The following is a 22,748-nucleotide window of genomic DNA, read 5'->3' as shown; positions in this document are numbered from 1 at the left end:
AAATTTAAGTTTTCCACTCATTTGGCTGCAGGCAGTTTCCAGTTAGGTCTGGGAAAATGACAAGTGTAACCATTAGGGCGAGTTTCTAAGTAGTCCTGGTGTTCAGGTTCTGCTTGCCAAAAGTCACTGACAGGCTCGACTTCAGTGACAACTTTTGCCGGCCATAATCCCGATGCATCCACGTCAGCGATGGTTCGTAATGCCTCTGCTTTTTGCTCATCAGAAGTAAAATAAATAGCTGAGCGATAAGATGCGCCGCTGTCATTGCCTTGTCTATTTACGGTACTTGGATCATGTATTTGAAAGAAAAATTCGAGGATCTGTCGATAAGTAGTGATGCTGTTATCGAACATTATTTCAATGCCTTCTGCATGGTTACCGTGATTACGATAAGTCGCATTTGCCACTTCACCGCCGGTATAACCCACACGGGTTGAAGTGATGCCAGGGCGTTTGCGAATTAAATCCTGCATCCCCCAAAAACAGCCACCGGCTAATACTGCACGTTCAATTGCCATTACGAAATATCCTCAATTTGGTCTATATAGGCTGCATAACCTTGGTTTTCCATTTCATTCTTAGGGATAAAACGTAATGAAGCGGAATTTATACAATAGCGCAAACCACCTTTATCTGGTGGGCCGTCATTAAACACGTGGCCTAAATGACTATCACCATTTGATGAACGCACTTCAGTGCGCAGCATACCGTGGGTGGTATCAGTAATTTCATTTACATGGGCAGGCTCAATGGGTTTAGTAAAACTTGGCCAACCACAACCTGATTCATACTTGGCAGATGAAGCAAATAAAGGCTCGCCAGAAACTACATCGACGTAAATACCAGGCTGTTTATTGTTGAGCAACTCGCCGGTGCCAGGGCGTTCAGTGCCGTTTTGTTGGGTCACACGGTACTGCTCAGGGGTCAGGGCAGCAATTGCATCCTGTGATTTTTGATAAGTACTCATAATCTCCTCATTGCTATTAATATTCGGGCCTATTGGAATACAAAAGACCAGCTGCTGAATAGTTTTATTACAATTCGAGAATAAAGATCACTATTTCAACAGTACCAAAATGATATGGGGGGTAGAGCACCCTTAAACAAGGTTCGAATATTCAGGGGGCTTACATGTAAACTCTAAGTTACGGATTCACTTGTTTTAAGCGCAAAATCTTTATATTCAAAAATGCAAACAACAGGGCAATAACGGGGTTGATTAAGTTAAAGAAGCAGTAGGGTAGATAAGCGATGGTGGCGACAGCTAGCGTACCGGCCATGTATACGCCGCAGGCATTCCATGGGATTAAGGGCGAAGAGAGTGTGCCGGCATCTTCTAAAGTACGGGACAAGTTAACACTGGCGAGCTGGCGTTTGTTATATTCAGACTTCCACATATGACCGGGTAGTACCAGAGACATGTACTGATCGCCGGTGACTATATTTACGCCTAAACATGTGGCCATAGTTGATGCGATAAGCGAGCCGGTAGAGCGGACAAACTTCAACATGAACCTCATGAGAACATCAATATAGCCGATTTTTTCAAGTACCCCTGTCATCATCATCGAAGCAATCACGAGCCATACCATATTGACCATCGATGCCATGCCTCCTCGGGATAGCAAGGTGTTAACACTGGCATTGCCAGTGGTGATAGAAAAACCATCGAATAACACTACCCAAAATGATTTGATAAGCGTTACAGCATTAGCACCGCCCGCGAATGCAAGTAAGGCTTGGTATTGAAATATAAGGGTGAATACACACGCTAACAGCGACACACCCATAATGGCGAGAAACGCAGGTACTTTTTTTACCGCCAACCACAACAATAGCGCGATAGGAATTAAGTTAATGGGTGAAATAGTGAAATACTGATCAAGGGTTTGCACAAAAGACGCGATACTTGCTTGACTACCCTCCGTGACGTTGGTGTTTAGGCCAATCACTAAAAAACCTAATACCGCGATAATAAAACTTGGAATGGACACCCACGCCATATGCCGAATATGGTCGAACAATTCGCTGCCTGCCACAGCAGGCGCTAAATTAGTCGTTTCTGACAGGGGTGACATTTTATCGCCAAAATAGGCCCCTGACACAATCGCCCCAGCGGTGATTTCAGGTGATAAAGCAAAACCGTAAGATACACCAATCAAGGCTACACCAATAGTGGCGGCCGTGGTCCAAGAACTACCAATACAGGTAGCCACCAAAGCACAGATTAAACAGGTCAATGGGTAAAAGTAGGTGGGCGACAAAATGTTGAGGCCGTAGTACAAAAGACTTGGCACGGCACCCGACAACATAAAGCTGCCGATCAATGCGCCGATGGATAAAAAAATCAAAATTGGGCCGACTATTTTGGTCGACGAATAGATAATGCTTTGCTCTATTGCACTCCAACTCAGCCCATTTTTAATGCCAATCAAGGCAGCTAAAAAGCCAATAGTCATCATCGCAACTTGGGTGGCCCCTGCCAGCGCGTCACTACCAAATATGCCGATTACAGCACCCATTAAACTCAGCAGAATCACAGTGACGACAAGAGCGTCAACGCGGCCTAAGGGTTTGTTGCGAGTGCTTAGTTGGTCTGGCTCGATGCGCTTCCCCTAATTATCTCGTAGAATTTCTCGTGCTGCATTATGCCCCGGGGCTCCGGTTACGCCGCCTCCAGGATGGGTGCCTGCGCCACACATATACAAACCTTTAATAGGCGAGCGATAGTTACCATGACCTAATAAGGGTCTAGTGCTAAACATCTGATCCAAACTCATGTTGCCATGCATAATGTCACCTTTAGTAAGCCCGAATATCCGTTCGAGATCAAGAGGGCTTAATACTTGGCGACCCAGCACTGATTGTTTGAAGCCCGGTGCATATTTTTCGACTTGTTCAATAATTAAATCTGCCGCTATTTCGCGCTGTGTATCCCAATCAATATCCGGTTCAAACTGTTGGCAAAACAAACTGGCTACGTGCTGTCCTGTTGGCGCTAAGGTGTCGTCGAGTGTGGAAGGAATGAGCATTTCAACAATAGGCGCTTTCGACCAGCCGTATTGTCTTGAATCACGATAGGCCTGGTCTATGTACTCGCAGGTGGCACCAATAATAATGCCACCAGTCAAGTGCTCCGCGCTAGCGCGCTCTTGTTTGGCTAAGCAGGTAAATTTAGGTAATTCACTCAAGGCCACGTTCATCCTAAAAGTGCCTGAGCCATTCTTATAGTGTTTCATGCGACGCGCAAAATCGACGGGTAGGTCTTTGCTATCAACTAATTGGTTATACAACAGACTTGGATTGAGATTTGACGCGATGATCTTTGCCTCAAGGGTTTCGCCATTTTCGAGCAGTACACCGTAAGCCTTACCATCTCGAACCAGTACTTTTTTCACCGCGGCATCGGTCTGAATTTCAACACCTTTAGCCAGTGCTGATTTGGCCATGGCTTGGGTAATGGCGCCCATACCGCCAATGGCGTGACCCCAAACACCTTTTTCACCATTTACTTCACCAAAAGCGTGGTGCATTAACACATAAGCTGAGCCGGGCGTTTTTGTATCGGCATAGTTGCCAACAATGCCATCAAAGGCAAAGGCTCCTTTGACAAATTCGTTTTCAAAATACAGATCCAAAAAATCAGACACACTTTTAGTAAAAATATCGAGGACAATACGTTCATCTTCAATAGGTAGTTTGCGCAGGCGATTACCAAATTTTGCGGCTTTAAAAATGTCTTTAATACCTCCGCCAACGTTAGGCGGGGTCTCAAGTAAAAAGTCACGGATCAGATCAGCTACCATGCCGGTATCTCTAAAGTAACGCTCTAATGCCTCAGCATCACTCTCAGAAAAGCGCGCTATCTCGGCCTTTAGTTTTTCTGAACCCACCACAAAAGCTAAAAATTCATCGTTGTCGTGAGGCCATAAATTGTTGACCTTTCTGTGCACAATATTTAAGCCATACGCATGCAATTTGAGATCACTTATGACTTTGGGATTGAGCAAACTGACGGTATATGAGGCTACCGAATTGCGAAAGCCGGGATGAAACTCTTCGGTAACAGCTGCGCCACCTACTACATTGCGACGTTCTAATACCCGTACCTTTTTACCTGCCATAGCTAAGTAATTTGCACAGACTAAACCGTTGTGTCCGCCGCCTATAATGATCGCGTCTAACATCTATATTCCTCGAGATTATGCTACGTGAAGATTGACAGTATTGAACACTCGTTCAATACTGTCAATCCTCCAAGGTAAGCAGGTTAGTCACACGCTATGACGCGGTTAAAATTAGACAAAATCACTCAATATATCGCGGCGCAACGACCCGGCTATTCACTCGCTCAAGCTTTTTATAAAGATGTAGATGTTTATCAGGCTGAAATAGAACATATATTTTTAAAACATTGGTTATACGCCGGTCATGCCTCGCAAATTCCACTTGCTGGAGATTACTTTACCTTTGACTTTGATACCGAGTCGGTGATCATTGCACGCACCGCAAGCGGAGATGTAAAAGCCCACATGAATGTTTGCCGTCATCGTGGCTCGAAAATTTGTCTTGAGCCATCAGGTTCACAAAAATCCCTTACTTGCCCCTATCATGCATGGAATTATAATCTAGACGGCCAACTTATCTCTGCGCGTAATATGCCCGACGATTTTGACCGCTCTCAGAATGGCCTGCATAAGGTGAATGTTGCCTTGTTACATGGGCTAATTTTTGTGTGTCTAAGTAAAGAGCCACCAAGCTTGAGCGCTTTGCAAAACGAGCTAGATGAGGTGTTTGAGTTATTCGGTTTTAACAACATGAAATTGGCTGAGAAGAAGTCCTACCGTATTCCAGCTAATTGGAAGTTGGCGGTTGAAAATTATCAAGAATGTTATCACTGTGCGCCCTCTCACCCAGAGTTTGCCCAAATTCATGCCATGGCCAAGCCGCCCAAAGTATTTCAAATGGCCAAAAGCGACTTCGCTCAAGCGAATCAAGGTCAGCCAAAGTTTAAACAGTTAAATCGTTATTTTGATTTAGCTGAAGTAGGGCAAGAAGGTTATCAATACGACCGCAACCCACTACTACGTAATGCGCTAAGTGGCAGTGCGGGGGGGAAGCCCGTAGCGCCCTTACTTGGCTCGATTCAGGAATATGATGGTGGCGCGTCGGAGCTGATGATAGGGCCGCTCAGCTACTTTTTAATTTATGATGACCACATGCTTGGTTACCGCTTTTTACCCAACTCGGTGGATGAATGTATCTGCGATGTTTCATGGTACGTCAATGAATCAGCAGTGCAGGGCAAAGATTACCAACTCGAACAGCTTACTTGGTTATGGGATGTGACAACGCAAGCAGATAAAAAAATCATCATGAATAATCAAAAAGGCGTCGACTCCAGATACTATCAGCCAGGCCGTTTGTCTGAGATGGAACATTTTCAACAGAGTTTTTTAACCTGGTATCTAAAAACCTTAGCTGAATAAGCCTCAACTGCTCAATTAGGCTTAAGCTCAGATGAAATGATCAAGACACATATGCCCACTCCTTGGATAGTCTGGTTAACACTATTATTTGTCAGCTCACTACAAGTAAACAGCAAGGAATAATGGTCTGTACCCTTTAAGTCATATGACGAAAAAATCGAAATATCGCCAACTTTCACTCCATCAAGGATGTAAAACAGATATAAATATGCGGTAATCCGGATCTTCATCTTATGAAAATGACGAGCTATTTTACCTATGCTCAGTGATAGCAAAGGGTCACACCAACAAGCTTCTATAATAGGCTTTGCTTATTTGATCATTTAAGCAATTTAACAAACAACCTTAAATCAAGGTTTTTTTCATTGTGGATTTATCTGTTAATTTAGGGCGGTATGATTTATCAATAAATCTGGCAGATTCAGATTTTTACTACTGCGTATTTTGAAATTTTACTAATAATTGAATTTAATTTGGGGTTTATGCTGTCTGCTTACAAAAAGAGTAGCAATAAGACTTTTCTGTGATTAACTTCAATTTTGTATTGCCTGTAAAAAAAGAAATAGGAAACCAATGGATGTTGAACAGTATTGTTAAAAACCTTATGTTAAAACTCGTTATATTCACGTTCACATTTAACTTGTGCGTCGCAGTTGATGCCTCAGAATTACACATTACCTTGCTTACTTCTGACGCAAAGCCCATGCCAAATGCAGTGGTCTACCTATTGGGTTCAGGACAATCTGGTCAACAAGAAATAGATCGAAAGGCAATTATGGACCAAATTGATGGGCAATTTTCGCCACACATATTGGTAGTGCAAAAAGATACCCAAGTACGCTTCCCCAATTCTGATTCTATCAAACACCATGTTTATTCATTTTCACAGGCTAAGGTTTTTGAATTACAGCTTTACAAAGGTTTGGACGCGGAGCCTTTACTGTTTTCTAAAACCGGAGTGGTTGAGCTAGGCTGCAATGTACACGATTGGATGTTGGGGTATATTTTAGTGGTAGATAGTCCTTATTTTGGCAAAACTAATGGCTCGGGGGAGATGACACTAAACGTGCCGAATGGAGATTATCAACTGCATATTTGGCATCCTAGAATTGTGCAAACATCTGAAAGTTTGAGACAAAACATTAATATGAATGGCGATACGACTTTGTTGCTCAACTTAAGTCAGGCACTTTTGCCTGATTTGAATCAATATGAAGTTGAAAAGGGAGATTTCTCTGAATATGAATAGCGCTCAAGTTGCCGCTAGTATTTTATGTTTGTTTTTTTCGGTGGCTTTTGTGAAGGCGGCTGAGGTTAAGGTGCTAGCTCAAATCAACCTAGTGAAATCAGACAGACAGGCATCTTGGTTTGAGGCCGATACAGGTATTTTGGCTTATTCGGAAAATGGATTTAATGTTCAACAAGGAATATTGAAGCTAAGCGATTCGATTAGCTCTAGTTTAAGCTACGACATGGTGGCGAATTATTATCAACTAGGAGAACAACATCTCGGTTTTTCACAGGCCCAACTAATTTATAAACCTTTGAGTGCTAGCAAGATACGCTGGCGCGGGCGTGCTGGTTTTTTCTATCCTAATATGTCTCTAGAAAATGTCGATGTAGGTTGGTTGTCTCCCTATACCTATACTCAATCAGCCATCAATAGTTGGATTGGTGAGGAATTACGGGTTGCTGGACTTGAATTGACGGCATACAGTCCTGGAAGGTCGCGTAATAGTCCTTTTTCGTGGGAGTTTCATGCTGCTGCATTCAAAGCAAATGACCCTTTAGGGGCTATTATTACGTGGCGCGGATTTGCCTTGCACGATCGACAAAGCTTAAATAATGAGCGGATAAGGTTTGCGGCTTATCCTACTGTAGTAGAGACGGATAGAATAAATCATCCTAATTATGTTGAGCCTTTTCATGAATTTGATGGTCGCCTCGGATTCTATATAGGCACTCATCTCAATTATTTTAGGCAAAGCAGTCTGCGCTATTATTATTTTGATAATCAAGCTGACCCTAATCAGGTTAATCAGCAGAGGCTGTATGGATGGCGGACACGTTTTCATTCGCTAGCAGTGCAACACGAATTTAATGCTCAAAATCGTTTAATTGCCCAGTGGTTGTCGGGCGATACAGTTATGGGGGAGCGTTTTGTGGCAGCTGATTTTGAGTCTTGGTATCTGATGTTCAGCCACAGTAACAAACAGCATAGAGTGAGCATTCGTTATGATAATTTTAAGGTTATTGAAGATGATGTTTTTGCTTGGGATATGAATGACAGCAGGGGCGACGCATTAACTTTGGCCTGGCGATACACAATAAATTCTTATTGGCAGATTGGTTTAGAGCATCATCTCAACACTAACTATGCAGCAAGTCGGCAATCATTGGACCAAGAGTTGAGTATTCATCAACAGCAAAGCTTAGCGGTATTACAATATCGGTGGGGGCAATAAAAGTTAAAAATTCGGCCTAATTAAGTGGGCTTCGCTGACGCCTGATTGTTTGGATAAACGAATAAACCAATATGACTATAGTTGGCGTTTCTAGTTTTTCTTTTGGATTTCCGTCAGTGAGTGTTTGACTAGATTGTTGCGATGACATTACTGAACGTAATAAAAATTTCTAAAAGCAGAGTTTATACGCTAGCGTACGTTTTCTCTTTTCAGTCCTTTAACACCAGAATGTTGACGCCAAACTTGGGGATGTGTCCGCCATCATTTACTGTCTTCAAAATATTAGACATAGATTATGTTACTAATAATTATATAGCTTAACACTACTATTTGAGCGTTTTTGGGAGTGCTAATCTCATGCTCTATGATTACCAAAGGTGTTATTGTTGTGGTGTATTATATGTATCTAGTCAAATCAATTTCTGTCCGCATAGTGCACATCTTACAATATCGGATATAATTTACTCTATAAATCTTTTAAATTTAGACTTCAGGGTGTATTACAGTATCAATAACTGGCTAGAAAAGAATTAATGAAAATCTTTGTAGTTTTTCTACTTTTTACCACTGTCTGTTCGGCATCAGAATATCATTTTGTCTCTATAAATAACCTAATCGAGCAAGAAATTGGAAGACTTGTTATTCCTCAGATTTATAGAAAATTAGGCATAGATATAACGATCACCCCGTTACCAGCAAAAAGGGCGCAACTAGAAGCGACCTCAGGTAAAAGTGATGGCGAGATAATGAGAATTTATAATTATGGTGAAGAGAATCCCACGACTATCCGTGTTCCTACACCGTATTATAATTTAGAAACAATGGCATTTATCAAGAAAAATGCTGGCATTGAAATAACGAAAAAAGAAGACCTAGGTAAATATAAAATTGTAAAAGTGCGAGGGGTTAAGCATACCAATAACATTACACAAGGCTTGATAAACGTAAGCGATGTTGACTCCACAGAACAAATGATGTGGTTAGTGGAAAAGGGCATGGTAGACGTTGCATTGACCAACACAATAGATGGTTTGATGGCTTTAAGGATACTTAACATCGATGATATTGTGCCACTTGATGCACCTTTAGCGACCCTAGATTTATTTCATTATATTCATGAAAGTCACAAGGATCTTGTTCCTCTTGTTGATAACATAATAAAAGAAATGCTAGCTAGTGGAGAGCTGGCATCAATCATTAAATCTGCAGAAAAAAAAGTGATTACTCTTAGCGTAGCGACCTTAAATAATACTATACCCAATTGATATTACACGTATACCCTAGTTCTTATATGTTAAGCGAATGACTTACTTCTCCTCCTGCGGTTACTTACAAGCCGCATCCACCCATTGCTCACATAACAATATTGCTTCGTCAGCACTAAAGGTTTCACTCGATAAACACCACTCTAACCATAAGCCGTCAATGATAGCAGTGAGGCCGATGGCAGCAAGTCGGGGGGAGGGCGAGACAGGATGTATATTGTTGAGCTCAGCAAAACTTTGCTCTAGAAACACCCGAAATGCCTGATTAGACGAATCATGCGCAGCTTTGATTTGCGGGGCTCTATCAATCATGCTCCAAAAAACCACCCAAGCCCGCAAGATCTTACGTTGCATCACCGCATCACCAAAGGTTTCTTGGATAAAAAACGATAGTTTTTGCCGTGCAAGACCGGTGCTTTGTGATTTCATAATGGCCTTATCCATTAATGAATAGGCCAGATTTAAATACGTCGTAGCCAGTAAGTCATTGAGTGTGCCGAAGTGATAATTAATCAGTCCCACTGCTGTGCCGGCTCTTTCACAGATTTTACGCACCGAACAGCCGTCAATGCCCTCGTCCATTAATGAATCGAGAGTCGCTTGAATCAACTTGATTTGGGCCTTGTTATAAGCTGGCCGAGCCGCGGTGTTTAAGTATGAATGAGTCATGGTGCAAGCCTAAGGTAGCCTCAATAAAATGTCATCTTGAATTTATAGTCAGTTAATTAGCCCCTTTGTCAGAGCGAGGCTTAAACACCTAACTTTATTGTCTCCCGGTTGGCAAAATGAGCAAAACTGACTCTTTTTTCACTTAGCAATTAGGCCATAAGTTGATGTGATTTGAGCGATGAAGCGACTTGAATGATATTATCAGAATGACAATTAGCGCAAAGTTAGCCAGACCTTCTTTCTAATTCATCCAAGATAGCCCAGGTCATTATAAAGCAAAAGTGCTTAAACCGTAGTGTTTACACCATAGTGCTTAAGGATCAGCGATCACTGCGATGGTAAAGAAATATTAATGACGGTCCTTTCTCCCTTAAAGATTGCAGCCTTATTGCCCTCCAAGTGTCAGCAGTGTCAGTTTTTTACACTGAAACTTAAGCATTTGTGTTTATGAATAAAGGGGGCAGTGACAATTTAACTAACCTATAATTTTATACAGGCTCATTTTTTGTTGGCGATTTTTTATGGCTAGCTTTATTTGACGCTGACCCGGTTTTTTTTTTCAATTGCAAAAGCCTTCATCTCGGGTAAAACTGGGCTATTGAAATTTCAGGCTCAGGGTAAGATTTAAAATATTATGTCAAATAAACTCAACGCTCTCGATCTCGCCTTTTTGTCCTTAGAAAAGCAACGTACCCCAGTCAATGTAGCCAGTCTGACAATGTTTGATATTCCTGAGGATTATCAGGGAAATTTTACTCGTGACTTAATCGAGCAACTAGAGCGACAGCCTGCTGGCCCACCTTTTAACCAAAAACTCAGTTCAGTGCACAGTGCTGCCTTACCCAGCTGGGTAGCCGATGAGAATTTTGACATTCATTACCATGTTAGGCATTCGGCTTTGCCGAAGCCTGGCACCATGGCTGATTTACTGGAGCTGGTCTCACGCTTACATAGCCGGCTTCTTAATCGTGAGCGGCCTTTATGGGAATTTCATTTAATTGAAGGACTGGAGAACAATCAGTTTGCCCTCTACATGAAGATGCACCACGCTGCCATTGACGGTATGGGGGGGATAGAAATTATGGAGAATTGTTTTAGTTTATCGCCCAATGAAGAAGTGAAAGCGCCTTGGAGCGGCATGCAAAAATATCGTAAATCTGCTGGAAATGACTCCTTAGGCTTATTGGCCAAAACTAACAAAATGATAGGAGAAGTAAGTAGCGGTGCCAAGATGGTACAAGATCTGTCGAAAATGTTTATGAGCCAGGGTCTAAAAGCGGTAGGTATAAGTAATAATTCCTCGCCGGTGCCCTTTAGTGCGCCCAAATCCATATTCAACGTGCCTATCACCGGTGCTCGCCGCTTTGCGGTCAAATCTCTGCCTCTGTCAGAAATCAAAGCCCTGGGCAAAGAGGCGGGAGCAACGGTAAATGATATTATTCTTGCCCTATGCTCCGGTGCTCTACGTAAGTATATGCAAGAAAAAAATGCCTTACCAAAAAAGTCCCTTATTGCCTCTGTGCCCGTGTCGGTGCGTCAGGTGAATCGCTCTGGCAACCAAATTACCTATGTGATCGCAAATTTGGCCACCAACGAGCCGGATACCATGACCCGACTGGCAAAAATTGCTGCCTCTACGATAGATGCCAAGAAAGAATTGGGTGATGTGTCCGCCGATGCGGCTACCAACTTTGCGGTGATTGCTCAGGGCCTAGTGGCCGTAATGAATCAGCTCAATATGACCAGCTTAATTCCACCTGCAGCTAATGTGACAGTATCTAACGTACCTGGACCACGCCGGTCCCTTTATTTTGGTCAGGCTGAGCTTAAGTCAACCTATCCCCTTTCGGTATTAATAGACGGCCAATCACTGAACATTACCGTGGTGAGTTATCGTGACTCCATTGACTTTGGACTCATGGCCTGCCGCGACACTATCCCAGATGTGAACGTACTAGCCGACTATATCGAAGCTGCAGTAGACGGCATTAAGGGCGGGATTTATATGCAAGGTTTATTACAAGAGAAGAAAAAAGCGCTATCTCATAAGCCCTGATTTAATCGTAGTTATGGATAAAGGGGGTGTGTCAAATAAGCATATTAAAGCAAGCTTTGATCGGGCTGCTAGCGGTGCTCGATCCGCTAAAATCACTGTGTATTTAACAGATAAATGTTAGCGTTTATGCTACTCGGTTGTGTTTGTAGGTGAGTCGTCGCAGGAATAGCATGAAAACTAAAAAACTTTGCATAATCGGTTTGACTATTATTTTTTTACTGTTTTTGTGTCATCAGCTAGTGAAAAATCAGATATTTGACTTAGAACAGGCAGGAAACTTAAAAGCGTGTTCGTCACAATTTGATATGGTGTTGGTACAAGGCGGGACTTTTAGTATGGGGGCCGGTGCAATGTATCCAGAAGAAACTCCTGTTGTGAACACAAGCGTGAAGAGCTTTTATATGAGTATTCACGAGGTAACTAATTTGGAGTTTACTGAGTTCGTTGCGGCGACTAACTATGTTACCGTGGCTGAAAGAATACCTAATGCTAAACACTATCCTAATATACCTCCTGAGCAGTTAAAGCCCGGCTCCGCAGTATTTGTCAAATTGTCGCAGGCAGTTGAGGCTGCGACATTTATGAATTGGTGGCACTTTGTAGAGGGAGCCAGCTGGCAACATCCGCAAGGACCGAGTAGCAATATTCAAGACAAAGATTTCTACCCTGTTATCCACATAGCTTATGAAGACGCTGTTTCTTATGCCAACTGGAAAGGACATCGACTGCCAACCGAAGCAGAATTCGAGTTTGCCAGCAGAGGCGGCTTAGCTGGCAAACAGTTTGTCTCCGGGAATTCACTGACTGAAAACGGGCAACACATTGCCAATACCTGGCAAGGGATTTTTCCATTTAATGATACTGCGGAAGACGGCTATGTAGGGTTAGCACCTGTCGGTTGTTATCCACAAAATCCTTATGGTTTGCACGATTTGATCGGAAATGTGTGGGAGTGGACTCAAACAACTTACTATCCTCGACATTTTGCCCCTGCCAATTTACCGGATAATTTACCTGTAACTGGATTTGATGAGAGGCAGCCAGGAGTACCGGTGGGGGTTATCAAAGGAGGCTCATATTTGTGTGCTAGTGATTTTTGTATGCGCTACCGACCTGCTGCTAGACAGGCGCAAGACACCGGTTTAGGGACTAGTCATATTGGCTTTAGGACCGTGAGAGATGCATGATCAATGTTGTGATGGCATAAATCTGTTTCATTTACCTGCCGTTAGTTTTTGGGATCGCTAGTTTCTTGTACTCAATGATTACTTGCCTCGTTTTTAGCATCTGAATGTTTATTTCTTGGTATCAGTCTCGCAATAAACACATTGATAGTCTACTTGGTTTACCTGAGGCTAAGTCGCTATGAATTAGCTATGGTTATCGCATCCCTCCATCTTCTTAGCCAAAAGACCCAAGCAGCAAAGAGTGAGATAGTAAAACTAATACTGCCTCCCCCTCCAGAGGGAGCAGAATTGTCACCAGTATTGGCTTGTGATGGCGAAATATTAAGCGTAATTAATTGTTGTGTAGTCTGGTAAGTGTCATTGGCACTAAACACTAATGTTATTGATGATGCCGCATAGTCAGATGGAATTTGAACCGTATAATTACCAAGGGTTGGCGGCTCACTGAGTGAATTGGCCGGCAAATCTTCGCTAGTTATATCTAAGCGTATGTAGTCTTTATTGGCGTCAGTGGCGGTAATGTTAAAATTGACTGTACTTCCTTTTGTAATTTGTTGAGTAATTTGGGAAATTGCTAAACTCGGTGCAACTTGGGTTGGATTGATGCGCACTGCAAATTGTTTTCTAAGTGTTTGTTCTCCATCCTTCGCAATAAATGAGATCGCAATATATTCTGCTTGAGTCACTTCTGGGACTACAAAACTTAAGGTATTGCCATTTTTCGCTAGTGTTACCCTTGGTCCCATAAATTGTTGGTAAGTCACTGATGCTGAATTACTTGCATTAGTCAGTTGGTATGTGAGGCTTACCGTTTCTCCAGTATCAACTACTTGTTTGTCAGTGACTAACTCAAAATTGAAATTAACTTGGATTTTTTCTTCCGCTAATAGGTATTGTTCTTTTGCTTTGCCCATCGACTCATAGTTAAATGCACCTGCGCGATAGTTTGGATTAACGCTGGGAACCACGGCTTGACTGTCGATTAGGTGAGATTCTAAGAGAGCATCAAGCGCGCCAACTTTATCAGCATGTTCATCAGCAACATTAATTAATTCGGATGGATCGGCGTTGAGATTAAACAGTTGATAAAGATGGCCCTCATTTTTTCCATAATGAAAGGTGCGTATCAGTTTCCAACCGTCTTGCATAACGGTAGCCGAGGGCGGTAACCAATCAGGCACTCTGGGTTCTGCCGGATAAAAAGAAAAAATGGGCATCGAGTTTTGGGCATCGCCCTGCAATAATGGTCGAATATCGCGACCGTCAACAATATGCGTTGATGGCCATGTTAAATTCATGCCATTTAGTAAGGTTGGGAAAAAATCTACTGATTGTATTGGGGTATTACTTAGGGTGTTTGGCTTAGTAATACCGGGCCAAATAATGGCTGTGGGCACTCTTAGGCCGCCATCGTATTGCGTGGCTTTTCCGCCTCGAAGTGGAAAGTTACTGGTAGCATGAATGGTGCCCAGCACGTCATACATGTTACCACCATTATCTGAGGTAAAAATGATGATGGTATCATCTGCTACTTTAGCCTCAACTAAGGCCTCCCATAGTATACCTACTGCGTCATCAAACTGTTTGATCATTGCAGCATAAGTCGCACTGCGTTGACTGTGATAAGCAGAACGTTTGGTGGTAAAATACTCAACTACTGCTGGGTCAGCATTAAAGGGCGCATGGACGGAAAATGCCCAAAAATTTAAAAAGAATGGCCCATTATCCTTTATCTCCAGTATCCAATTTTTTGCTTCTTGGGCGAGTCGAATATCAATATGTTCTCCAGCCTGCTGGGGTTGCAGGTTGGGGGCAAAACTCCAAGGTGCAAGAAATCCACTGATGGGGCCTGGGCCATCAAAATGCGGAATATCAAGCTCAAAACCATGTTCCAATGGACTATAAGGACTTGCGCCAAGATGCCATTTGCCGAAATGAGCAGTATGATAATTATGGGCTTTCAGTATTGCTGATAAGGTGGGGAGACTGGTATCCAAGCGAGTCACCGTTTGGGGGACAATCGACTTCTTATTTGTTTCGGCAGAGGCGTTTAAGGTTGGTATGAGTCTTACTAATGGCAAATGGTGGTTTGGCGTTGTGGAGCCATGCCTTGCTGGTGTTTGCCCTGTCAATATGGAAGCCCGAGTTGGCGAACACAAAGGGCTATTGGTATAAGCGTGACTGAACACCATGCCTCTTGCAGCAAGCGCGTTAATATTAGGTGTCTCAAGAAATTGACTTTGTTGAAAAATGTTTGTGTCATTCCAACCAAGATCATCAGCCAAAATAATAACAATATTTTGTGGTTTTTGGTCTGCTGCCTGAATACAAAATGACAACACCAACATCATCAACATTAAATGCCGTAGCATACTAAAGAGTCCTTTTGACTAGATTGTACGAGAGCTTTTCAAGCGGTGAATGATTAGAGCATAAAACAGCAAGAATTAAGCCGGACGTGGTTTAAAAAAATTGATTAAATGGTTGTTTCAATATGGGCATCTTTCGATGCATAGAGTCGAGCCCTAAGATGCAACAGAGATGCAGAAATTAATTGAATTGTTTTGTAATGTCGATAACTTTTGCGAAGTATTTATTTCACACTAGCTTCAGTCACTGCTTAACGGTGGCAGTTGACAGAGGTGCTTTGAAGGCATCATATCTAAAGGCGCAGTCATGCCGGTTATGCTTTTTTTTACCTGTCCCATTGTCGAGATTTTAAATATTATTTCTCAAAGAATGCCTCTGATGATTCGAAGCTAAATACACAGCTCCGTTTTCAAACTTCAATTTAGGCAAGCGATAGAGGGGGGCAGTGAGGCAACTCAATACTTATATTACAATATTAAAAAACGGAGGATACGAATGCATCCTCCTGATTATCAAGTGCGTGTTATTTTATGCTTGTTGCAGTGACTGCATATCAATCACAAAGCGATACTTAACATCCGATTTCATTACACGCTCATAGGCTTGGTTAATATCTTGTATGTTGATCAACTCAACATCAGAGACAATATTATGCTCGGCACAAAAATCGAGCATTTCTTGGGTTTCTTTAATGCCGCCAATTAACGAGCCGGTGATAATCTTTCTACCAAATACTAAGCCCATAGTGTGCATGTCAGAAGGCGTGGCGCCAACGGTTGCCAGGGTCTTACCAAATTTTAATAGTGGAATGTAAGGATCAAAGCTGTGAGCAACCGGTATGGTATCGAGCAAAAAGTCAAAACTGCCTGCTTGTGCTTGCATTTGTTTTTCATCAGAAGACACCAATACTTCAGCGGCACCTAAACGTTTAGCATCTTCACCTTTGGCGGGCGACGTTGTGTTCATCACTAAATGGGCACCCATGGCGGCGGCAAATTTAACACCCATATGGCCCAAACCACCCAAACCAATTACGCCGACTTTATCACCGGCTTTAATATTCCACTGACGAAGCGGTGAATAGGTGGTGATCCCTGCACAAAGCAGCGGAGCTAAAGCCTTGATATCCAGCTTTTCAGACACTTTTAATACAAAATCTTTATCCACTACAATCTGCGAAGAGTAACCACCTTGGGTAAAACTACCAGGCATATGTGCATCAGGACTGCCGTAAGTCATGGTCATGCCTTTTTCACAGTGCTGCTCTAAATGGTCTTTGCAAGGTTGACACTGCCTACATGAGTCGACCATACAGCCAACACCTACCAGTTCGCCAACTTTAAAGTTAGTTACCTCTGTGCCCACTTGTTTCACTCTGCCGATAATTTCATGCCCTGGCACCATAGGATAAACCGTCATGCCCCAGTCGTTATGAGCCATGTGAATATCACTGTGGCATACCCCGCAATAGGCAATATCGATATGAACATCGGTCGCTTTAAGGTCACGACGTTCAAAATTAAACGATTTGAGTGGTTCGGTACTGTCATATGCCGCATAAGCTTTAGTTTGCATTGACGTTATCCTTAAATAAGGTGCCTAAATACAGGCGCAAAAATACGATGTTATTTAAACTTCCACATTATCATGGCCCAGTCGCTGCGTTTGTCAAATCAATAGTAGAGCACAATAGTTAGTATTATTTGCTTGGCGCCTAAGGGTGATAATCCTGAGGGAAGCGCTGAAGTGGCGCACTAAATTTGGCTTGTGGGTAACAGTTCACCCGCATATAAGTAAACGCTTTCTTACTGAAAAACATTCATTACAAGGCGGCGCTCAGATGTGAATATAAAATCCATGAGCCGATAAGCATAAGAATAATGCCGCCAAAGGCTTCGGCCCTTTTGCCGACAATGGCCCCCAAGCTAGTGCCGAGTAGCGCGCCAATAGTTACCATTAGCCCAGTGGCTAGCCCAATCAATAAAGCGGCGATAAAGATGTTTACCTCTAAAAATGCAAATGTGACACCCACCGTCATAGCGTCGATACTGGTGCCTAGCGCAGTTAAAATCGTTGTCGCCAGCGCGCGTTTTTGGCTGACTGGATTAGCCGCGATTTCTTCATCTTCCTGTTTGAAACTTACATATACCATATGTAAACCCAATAAAAATAACAGGGTAAATGCTATCCAATGATCGATTTCCTGCACATATGCCGACCCCGCCGACCCTATTGCCCACCCGATGATAGGGGTTATGCCTTCAACGACACCAAATATTAAGCCCATTTTTAGCGCATTGATAAATCGTGGACTTTTGAGTTGCACACCTTTGCTAATTGAAGCGGCAAACGCGTCGCTAGACATGGCAAACGCGATAAGAACTAAAGCAAATATGCTCATGTATAACGATCCTTTAGATAGATATGAGGTTTAGGTGCTCAAATAAAAATTAGATTTTATTCACTTCGACAGTGAGGTGGGAAATATCAACATCACGGCAAATAATAGCTTTAAAATCATCTGGTGTTTTGTCTAGTGGTGTTGCAACAGCAACAATGGCACTAAGGTGTTTGCTCGATAGTTTCCAAAAATGTAAATCGGTGACTACTGTCACACCATCTTCTTCTGCACACGCGACTATTTTATTCGCGGTTGATTCGTTTGCCGCCTTATCCAGTAATATGTCACTGCTGTCTATCAACAGATTATAAGCCCATTTAGAGATGATAATAGCGCCGACAATACCCATTAGAGCATCTGCCCACAGCCAATCAAAATAATTGCCCGCGACTAGAGCTACGATAGCAAACACCGATGTGAGTGTGTCAGCTAAGACATGAAAATAAGCCGCTTTTAAATTATGGTCGTGATGATGGTGGCTATGCTCTTCATGATTGTGTTCTTCGTTGTGTTGATGATTATCGTGACTATGTTCATGATGATGAGCATGGTGGTGGCCATCGTGCAGCAGAAAGGCCGAGACAATATTAACGATAAGGCCAATTATCGCTACGCCGATTGCTTCATCAAAGCGTATCGCTTGAGGTGAAAATAGCCGTCCGACAGACTCTATAATCATCATGAGTGCAACCGTGCCTAGCGCCACCGCACTGGCAAATCCGCCCAGCGTATTGACCTTACCTACGCCAAAAGAGTAAGCGCGATTATTACGATGTTTGCGTGAATACCAATAAACAAAAATCGAAACAGCAAAAGCGGCTGAGTGGGTAAACATATGCCAGCCATCTGCTAACAATGCCATTGAGCCAAACCAGGTTCCAGCAACAATCTCTAAGACCATCGTTACAGTGGTTATCGCAAATACGATAGTCACTTTCTTTTCAGACTGGGCAGTGTCGATAGCAAAATGGTGAGAATGACTCCATTTTTCGGCTGCATGCTCGCGCATTCCGTTATCTCTTAATTAATGAATTATTTTAATGTACTATACCCCAGTATAGTATTTGAAACAATTGGAGTAACGATGGCACATATAGAAAAAAACAAAACGGCCTTACTCACCAGAATAAAAAAAATCCGCGGTCAAACAAACGCATTAGAAAGAGCCCTAGAGCAAGAACCAGATTGTATAGCGATATTACAACAAGTCGCTGCAATCCGCGGGGCGGTGAATGGCCTCATGAATAAGATACTTGAAGACCATATAAGACTGCATATCGGCCAAGCAGATATGAGTGACGAACAAAGAGCGGATGAAAACGAAGCTTTAATTTTGATCTTAAAATCTTACCTAAAATAAGTCAGGCTTAGCCTGTGGTGGATATTTTATTGAGCTAATACCTATGCTACTGTTTTATTGGAAATCACAACTTAAAAAAGGAAATGAGAATGAAAAAAATCGTTATGTTGTTAGTGTCTTCCACTGCGCTATTACTGGGTGGTTGTGGAGTTAAGTCTGAGACTGTTTGTACTAGTGAGCCGGCGACAAGTTGGATGGACCAAGCTGAGTTTCAGGCTCAATTGGTGGTTCAAGGTTACACAATCAATAAATTTAAGGTAACCGAAGGTCAATGTTATGAAATCTATGGCTACAACCAAGAAGGCCAAAAAGTAGAGATTTATTTCAATCCCGTTACCGGTGAAAAAGTTAAGGAAGAAATAGAGTAGTGCCAAGCAATAGGGTCTATATATGGAATGTGTTCATTCGCGTCTTGCATTGGTTGTTAGCAGGATTTTTTGTGGTCAATTATTTTATTTTAGACCCTAGTTCTGAGCCCCATCAGATCATCGGTTATTTGGCTGTTTCAGTGGTGTTTATCCGACTAATTTATGGGCTAAAAACCAAAGGTTTTGCTGGTTTCAATCATGTTGACCTATCAGCTAAATCCTTTCGGGCCCATACTCAACATTTATTGCAGGGTAACTTACCAATCAATGAAGGGCATAACCCTTTTGGCTGGTTAATGATTTTTGTCATTTTTGCGCTATTTACTACGCTAGCAACCAGCGGATTTTTACTGGAAGAAACGGATAGGTTTTTCGGTAGTGATCTGGTGGAAAGCATCCACTCGCTGGCTGGAGATGCGCTTTTTGTTTGTGTATGCTTGCATATATTGGCTGTTTTTGTGGTGGGTTACCGTGGCAAGGTAGCGCTTTATTCAAGCATGTTGACCGGCTATCGCAAGTCAAATGATAGCAAAGAATAGCCCGCCTTGATAAATGGTAATAAGAGCAGTCCTTATATTATTAAGGTGTCTGCCCTTATTGATACCAAAGTGCTTAAAATAACTCACTAACCCTGCGTTTTTTATTTTTCGCTTGGCGACATGTTCTTTTCAAGTTCAAGCACTTGGCGAATGGTTTTTAGTACCGTGTCTGGGGTGAGGCTGATTGAATCAATGCCAATTTGTACCAAAAACTCCGCTATCTCAGGATAGTCTGAAGGGGCTTGCCCACAAATACCTGAATGTTTGTTGTTGCGCCGTGCGCCCTCAACCGCCAGTTTGATCATCTGTTTAACCCCCGCATCGCGCTCATCAAAATCAAAAGCGACGATTTCAGAATCGCGGTCTACGCCTAAGGTAAGTTGGGTTAAATCGTTAGAGCCAATCGAAAACCCATCAAATAATTTGGCGAATTCATCGATCAAAATAACGTTATTAGGTATTTCGCACATCACATAGATTTCTAGTCCGTTCTCGCCGCGCTTAAGGCCGTTTTGCGCCATCACTGCCAAGGCTTTTTCGCCTTCTACAATACGGCGGCAAAAGGGGATCATCAAAATAACATTATCAAAGCCCATGTCATCACGCACGCGTTTCATCGCCGCGCACTCTAAAGCAAAACCTTCTGCATACGCGGGATGACTGTAACGGGCCGCACCACGAAAGCCAATCATGGGGTTAGATTCAACCGGCTCAAAGGGGGCGCCGCCCAGTAAGGTGGCGTATTCGTTACTTTTAAAATCACTCAGGCGCACTACGCATGGCTTGGGATACACCGCAGCGGCGATAGTAGCTACACCTTCAGCTAAAGTTTTCACAAAAAAGTCTACTGGATCTGCAAAGGCTCGGCTGATATCCGCTATAGATTGACGGGTTTCGTCATCGAGTTTTTCAGGGTGAATAAGGGCCATGGGATGGGCTTTAATGTATTCGTTAATGATGAATTCCATGCGCGCCAAGCCAATGCCGTCAACGGGCAGTGATGCCAGACCAAAGGCCTGATCAGGATTCCCCAAGTTCATCATAATTTTAGTTTTTGTGTGGGCCAGATCGCTAAGATCCGTTTCTTCAATATTAAACTCAAGCATGCCTTCATAGACTTTACCGATCTCGCCTTCGGCGCAGCTCACGGTAATTTCTTGGCCGTTAACTAGAATATCGGCGCCATTGTCAGTACCCACGATAGCGGGAATACCCAGTTCACGGGAAACAATCGCTGCATGGCAGGTCCGGCCGCCGTGGTTTGTTACAATCGCTGCGGCGGTTTTCATCACGGGCTCCCAATCTGGGGTGGTGGTGTCGGTCACCAGTACTTCGCCCGCTTGGAAGTCACTTAAATTTTTCACATCATTGATCACCCGGACTTTGCCCGCGCCAATCCGAGTGCCAACGGCCTGACCTTTGGCCAACACAGCCGAGGAGCCGTTAAGATGGTAGATCTTTAACACATTCCCCGACCTTTGCGATTCAACGGTTTCGGGCCGTGCTTGCACCATGTAGATATGGCCATCAAGACCGTCTTTAGCCCATTCCATATCCATGGGTTTGTGTTGGCCTTTTTGTTTCGAATAATGTTTTTCTACTTTAATTGCATAGTCAGCAAGCACCATGACATCTTCGTCAGTGATGCAAAAATGCCCTTGTTCTGCGGTGTTGGTTGGGACGTTACAGGTATATTCAACGGCAATGCTGTCGGTATTAAGAGTGTCGGCAAAAATCATCTTTAATTCTTTTTTACCCAAGCGGCGTTTGAGTACCGCCCTAAAACCTTTGTCGAAGGTGGGCTTGTGTACATAAAAACTGTCTGGATCGATGGTGCCTTGCACGATGTTTTCGCCTAAGCCTAAGGCGGCGTTGATAAAAACCACATCCTTAAAACCCGTTTCGGTATCCAGTGAAAACATCACGCCGCTAGCGCCAATATCACTGCGCACCATCTTCATGATCACCACACATAAGTCCACTTTGAAGTAATCAAAGTTGTTATCGTACTTGTAATGAATAGAGCGGTCAGTGAAATTAGATTCCAAACAACGACGATAAGCATCAAGCAAGGCTTCGTCACTGCTGATATTTAAGTAGGTGTCGTTTTGGCCCGCAAACGAGGCTTCGGGCGAATCCTCCGCCGTTGCTGAAGAGCGCACTGCCAGCGATACATCATCGCCATATTGTTCTTTCAGTTTGACATAGTGGGCGATGATTTCGTCTTGTAAGTCTTGCGGTAATTCGCAGGCAGCAACAATGGCTCTGGCCTTGGCACCGCGCGCCTGTAAATCCTTCACATTGTCGGGCTTAAGCCCATCAAGGGCCTCATGCAGTTTTGGCCACGCCTTGTTAGCATCTAGTACTTCACGGTAGGCCTCGGCGGTAACAGCAAAACCATTGGGTACTCTCACACCTTGGGCGGTGAGTTGTTGGAACATCTCGCCAAGTGACGCGTTTTTGCCGCCCACTTGGGCCACATCGTCCATACCTACTTCTTCAAACCAACGAATATATTTGTTTGACATATCAACACCCATTTGTGAATTGAATTAAGGTTGTCTGCAAGCGTCACTGCA

Annotated in this window: 19 protein-coding genes; 9 read left to right on the top strand and 10 right to left on the bottom strand. The window is 43.1% G+C overall.

Features of this window, described 5'->3' with window-relative positions:
* Positions 1–17: 17 nt before the first annotated feature.
* From msrA to ABKW31_RS07515, 4 genes are all read right to left on the bottom strand, one after another.
* Complete coding sequence (gene msrA, locus ABKW31_RS07530; protein WP_348615706.1) at positions 18–518, bottom strand: peptide-methionine (S)-S-oxide reductase MsrA; 501 nt, start codon at positions 516–518, stop codon at positions 18–20.
* Entirely contained in the window at positions 518–967 is a 450-nt protein-coding gene (msrB, locus tag ABKW31_RS07525) for a peptide-methionine (R)-S-oxide reductase MsrB (protein ID WP_348615705.1), read from the bottom strand. The genes msrA and msrB overlap by 1 nt, the downstream gene beginning before the upstream one ends.
* 178 nt (positions 968–1,145) lie before the next feature.
* Positions 1,146–2,606 carry a Na+/H+ antiporter NhaC gene (nhaC, locus tag ABKW31_RS07520; protein WP_348616024.1) on the bottom strand — a complete coding sequence of 487 codons (1,461 nt, stop codon included), beginning with the start codon at positions 2,604–2,606 and terminating at the stop codon, positions 1,146–1,148.
* Between the two features lie 9 nt (positions 2,607–2,615).
* Complete coding sequence (locus ABKW31_RS07515; RefSeq protein WP_348615704.1) at positions 2,616–4,187, bottom strand: NAD(P)/FAD-dependent oxidoreductase; 1,572 nt, start codon at positions 4,185–4,187, stop codon at positions 2,616–2,618.
* Between the two features lie 96 nt (positions 4,188–4,283).
* Here ABKW31_RS07515 and ABKW31_RS07510 point away from each other — a divergent pair, with 96 nt between their 5' ends.
* The 4 genes from ABKW31_RS07510 to ABKW31_RS07495 all read left to right on the top strand — a co-directional run bounded on the left by ABKW31_RS07510 (position 4,284) and on the right by ABKW31_RS07495 (position 9,219).
* Positions 4,284–5,489: an aromatic ring-hydroxylating dioxygenase subunit alpha gene (locus ABKW31_RS07510; protein ID WP_348615703.1), complete on the top strand. Its 1,206-nt coding sequence runs from the start codon at positions 4,284–4,286 to the stop codon at positions 5,487–5,489.
* Between the two features lie 577 nt (positions 5,490–6,066).
* Positions 6,067–6,738: a methylamine utilization protein gene (locus ABKW31_RS07505; RefSeq protein WP_348615702.1), complete on the top strand. Its 672-nt coding sequence runs from the start codon at positions 6,067–6,069 to the stop codon at positions 6,736–6,738.
* On the top strand, positions 6,731–7,954 hold the full coding sequence (locus ABKW31_RS07500) for a hypothetical protein (protein ID WP_348615701.1): 1,224 nt from the start codon (positions 6,731–6,733) through the stop codon (positions 7,952–7,954). Before ABKW31_RS07505 ends, ABKW31_RS07500 begins: the two co-directional genes overlap by 8 nt.
* A 533-nt stretch (positions 7,955–8,487) precedes the next feature.
* Positions 8,488–9,219, top strand: a complete 732-nt coding sequence (locus ABKW31_RS07495; protein ID WP_348615700.1) for a transporter substrate-binding domain-containing protein — start codon at positions 8,488–8,490, stop codon at positions 9,217–9,219.
* Positions 9,220–9,279: 60 nt separating this feature from the next.
* Here the strand turns inward: ABKW31_RS07495 and ABKW31_RS07490 are convergent, their stop codons facing one another.
* Positions 9,280–9,888 (bottom strand): TetR family transcriptional regulator C-terminal domain-containing protein, encoded by a 609-nt coding sequence (locus tag ABKW31_RS07490; protein WP_348615699.1) that lies wholly within the window; start codon positions 9,886–9,888, stop codon positions 9,280–9,282.
* Between the two features lie 634 nt (positions 9,889–10,522).
* Between ABKW31_RS07490 and ABKW31_RS07485 the strand changes: the two genes are divergently transcribed.
* Positions 10,523–11,944: a wax ester/triacylglycerol synthase family O-acyltransferase gene (locus ABKW31_RS07485; RefSeq protein ID WP_348615698.1), complete on the top strand. Its 1,422-nt coding sequence runs from the start codon at positions 10,523–10,525 to the stop codon at positions 11,942–11,944.
* Between the two features lie 170 nt (positions 11,945–12,114).
* The gene (locus ABKW31_RS07480) at positions 12,115–13,131 is read left to right on the top strand and encodes a formylglycine-generating enzyme family protein (protein WP_348615697.1); all 1,017 of its coding nucleotides are present in this window, start codon (positions 12,115–12,117) and stop codon (positions 13,129–13,131) included.
* Positions 13,132–13,307: 176 nt separating this feature from the next.
* Here the strand turns inward: ABKW31_RS07480 and ABKW31_RS07475 are convergent, their stop codons facing one another.
* The 4 genes from ABKW31_RS07475 to dmeF all read right to left on the bottom strand — a co-directional run bounded on the left by ABKW31_RS07475 (position 13,308) and on the right by dmeF (position 18,911).
* A complete protein-coding gene (locus tag ABKW31_RS07475; RefSeq protein WP_348615695.1) occupies positions 13,308–15,503 on the bottom strand; it encodes a sulfatase-like hydrolase/transferase in 2,196 nt (731 codons plus the stop codon).
* A 526-nt stretch (positions 15,504–16,029) separates the two neighbouring features.
* Entirely contained in the window at positions 16,030–17,076 is a 1,047-nt protein-coding gene (locus ABKW31_RS07470; RefSeq protein WP_348615693.1) for an NAD(P)-dependent alcohol dehydrogenase, read from the bottom strand.
* Between the two features lie 247 nt (positions 17,077–17,323).
* Entirely contained in the window at positions 17,324–17,902 is a 579-nt protein-coding gene (locus tag ABKW31_RS07465; protein ID WP_348615692.1) for a manganese efflux pump MntP family protein, read from the bottom strand.
* A gap of 49 nt (positions 17,903–17,951) precedes the next feature.
* Positions 17,952–18,911, bottom strand: a complete 960-nt coding sequence (gene dmeF, locus ABKW31_RS07460) for a CDF family Co(II)/Ni(II) efflux transporter DmeF (protein ID WP_348615691.1) — start codon at positions 18,909–18,911, stop codon at positions 17,952–17,954.
* Between the two features lie 75 nt (positions 18,912–18,986).
* Between dmeF and ABKW31_RS07455 the strand changes: the two genes are divergently transcribed.
* The 3 genes from ABKW31_RS07455 to ABKW31_RS07445 all read left to right on the top strand — a co-directional run bounded on the left by ABKW31_RS07455 (position 18,987) and on the right by ABKW31_RS07445 (position 20,169).
* Positions 18,987–19,262 (top strand): metal/formaldehyde-sensitive transcriptional repressor, encoded by a 276-nt coding sequence (locus ABKW31_RS07455; protein ID WP_348615690.1) that lies wholly within the window; start codon positions 18,987–18,989, stop codon positions 19,260–19,262.
* A gap of 89 nt (positions 19,263–19,351) precedes the next feature.
* Positions 19,352–19,630: a PepSY domain-containing protein gene (locus tag ABKW31_RS07450; protein WP_348615689.1), complete on the top strand. Its 279-nt coding sequence runs from the start codon at positions 19,352–19,354 to the stop codon at positions 19,628–19,630.
* 29 nt (positions 19,631–19,659) lie between these two features.
* On the top strand, positions 19,660–20,169 hold the full coding sequence (locus ABKW31_RS07445) for a cytochrome b/b6 domain-containing protein (protein ID WP_348615688.1): 510 nt from the start codon (positions 19,660–19,662) through the stop codon (positions 20,167–20,169).
* 101 nt (positions 20,170–20,270) lie between these two features.
* Here the strand turns inward: ABKW31_RS07445 and ppsA are convergent, their stop codons facing one another.
* Positions 20,271–22,697, bottom strand: coding sequence for a phosphoenolpyruvate synthase (ppsA, locus tag ABKW31_RS07440; RefSeq protein WP_348615687.1), 2,427 nt, complete (start codon positions 22,695–22,697; stop codon positions 20,271–20,273).
* Positions 22,698–22,748: the final 51 nt, after the last annotated feature.

It is taken from the genome of Paraglaciecola sp. 25GB23A (assembly GCF_040012495.1).
GTDB lineage: Bacteria > Pseudomonadota > Gammaproteobacteria > Enterobacterales > Alteromonadaceae > Paraglaciecola.
Note: the sequence above shows the minus strand (reverse complement) of the source record. Positions and strands in the feature narration are given on the sequence as shown.

What these genes read in the sequence shown, in the direction of transcription:
- msrA (WP_348615706.1), bottom strand. Translation starts at nt 518, where the DNA reads ATGGCAATTGAACGTGCAGTATTAGCCGGTGGCTGTTTTTGGGGGATG.
- msrB (WP_348615705.1), bottom strand. Translation starts at nt 967, where the DNA reads ATGAGTACTTATCAAAAATCACAGGATGCAATTGCTGCCCTGACCCCT.
- ABKW31_RS07515 (WP_348615704.1), bottom strand. Translation starts at nt 4,187, where the DNA reads ATGTTAGACGCGATCATTATAGGCGGCGGACACAACGGTTTAGTCTGT.
- ABKW31_RS07510 (WP_348615703.1), top strand. Translation starts at nt 4,284, where the DNA reads ATGACGCGGTTAAAATTAGACAAAATCACTCAATATATCGCGGCGCAA.
- ABKW31_RS07505 (WP_348615702.1), top strand. Translation starts at nt 6,067, where the DNA reads ATGTTGAACAGTATTGTTAAAAACCTTATGTTAAAACTCGTTATATTC.
- ABKW31_RS07500 (WP_348615701.1), top strand. Translation starts at nt 6,731, where the DNA reads ATGAATAGCGCTCAAGTTGCCGCTAGTATTTTATGTTTGTTTTTTTCG.
- ABKW31_RS07495 (WP_348615700.1), top strand. Translation starts at nt 8,488, where the DNA reads ATGAAAATCTTTGTAGTTTTTCTACTTTTTACCACTGTCTGTTCGGCA.
- ABKW31_RS07490 (WP_348615699.1), bottom strand. Translation starts at nt 9,888, where the DNA reads ATGACTCATTCATACTTAAACACCGCGGCTCGGCCAGCTTATAACAAG.
- ABKW31_RS07485 (WP_348615698.1), top strand. Translation starts at nt 10,523, where the DNA reads ATGTCAAATAAACTCAACGCTCTCGATCTCGCCTTTTTGTCCTTAGAA.
- ABKW31_RS07480 (WP_348615697.1), top strand. Translation starts at nt 12,115, where the DNA reads ATGAAAACTAAAAAACTTTGCATAATCGGTTTGACTATTATTTTTTTA.
- ABKW31_RS07475 (WP_348615695.1), bottom strand. Translation starts at nt 15,503, where the DNA reads ATGCTACGGCATTTAATGTTGATGATGTTGGTGTTGTCATTTTGTATT.
- ABKW31_RS07470 (WP_348615693.1), bottom strand. Translation starts at nt 17,076, where the DNA reads ATGCAAACTAAAGCTTATGCGGCATATGACAGTACCGAACCACTCAAA.
- ABKW31_RS07465 (WP_348615692.1), bottom strand. Translation starts at nt 17,902, where the DNA reads ATGAGCATATTTGCTTTAGTTCTTATCGCGTTTGCCATGTCTAGCGAC.
- dmeF (WP_348615691.1), bottom strand. Translation starts at nt 18,911, where the DNA reads ATGCGCGAGCATGCAGCCGAAAAATGGAGTCATTCTCACCATTTTGCT.
- ABKW31_RS07455 (WP_348615690.1), top strand. Translation starts at nt 18,987, where the DNA reads ATGGCACATATAGAAAAAAACAAAACGGCCTTACTCACCAGAATAAAA.
- ABKW31_RS07450 (WP_348615689.1), top strand. Translation starts at nt 19,352, where the DNA reads ATGAAAAAAATCGTTATGTTGTTAGTGTCTTCCACTGCGCTATTACTG.
- ppsA (WP_348615687.1), bottom strand. Translation starts at nt 22,697, where the DNA reads ATGTCAAACAAATATATTCGTTGGTTTGAAGAAGTAGGTATGGACGAT.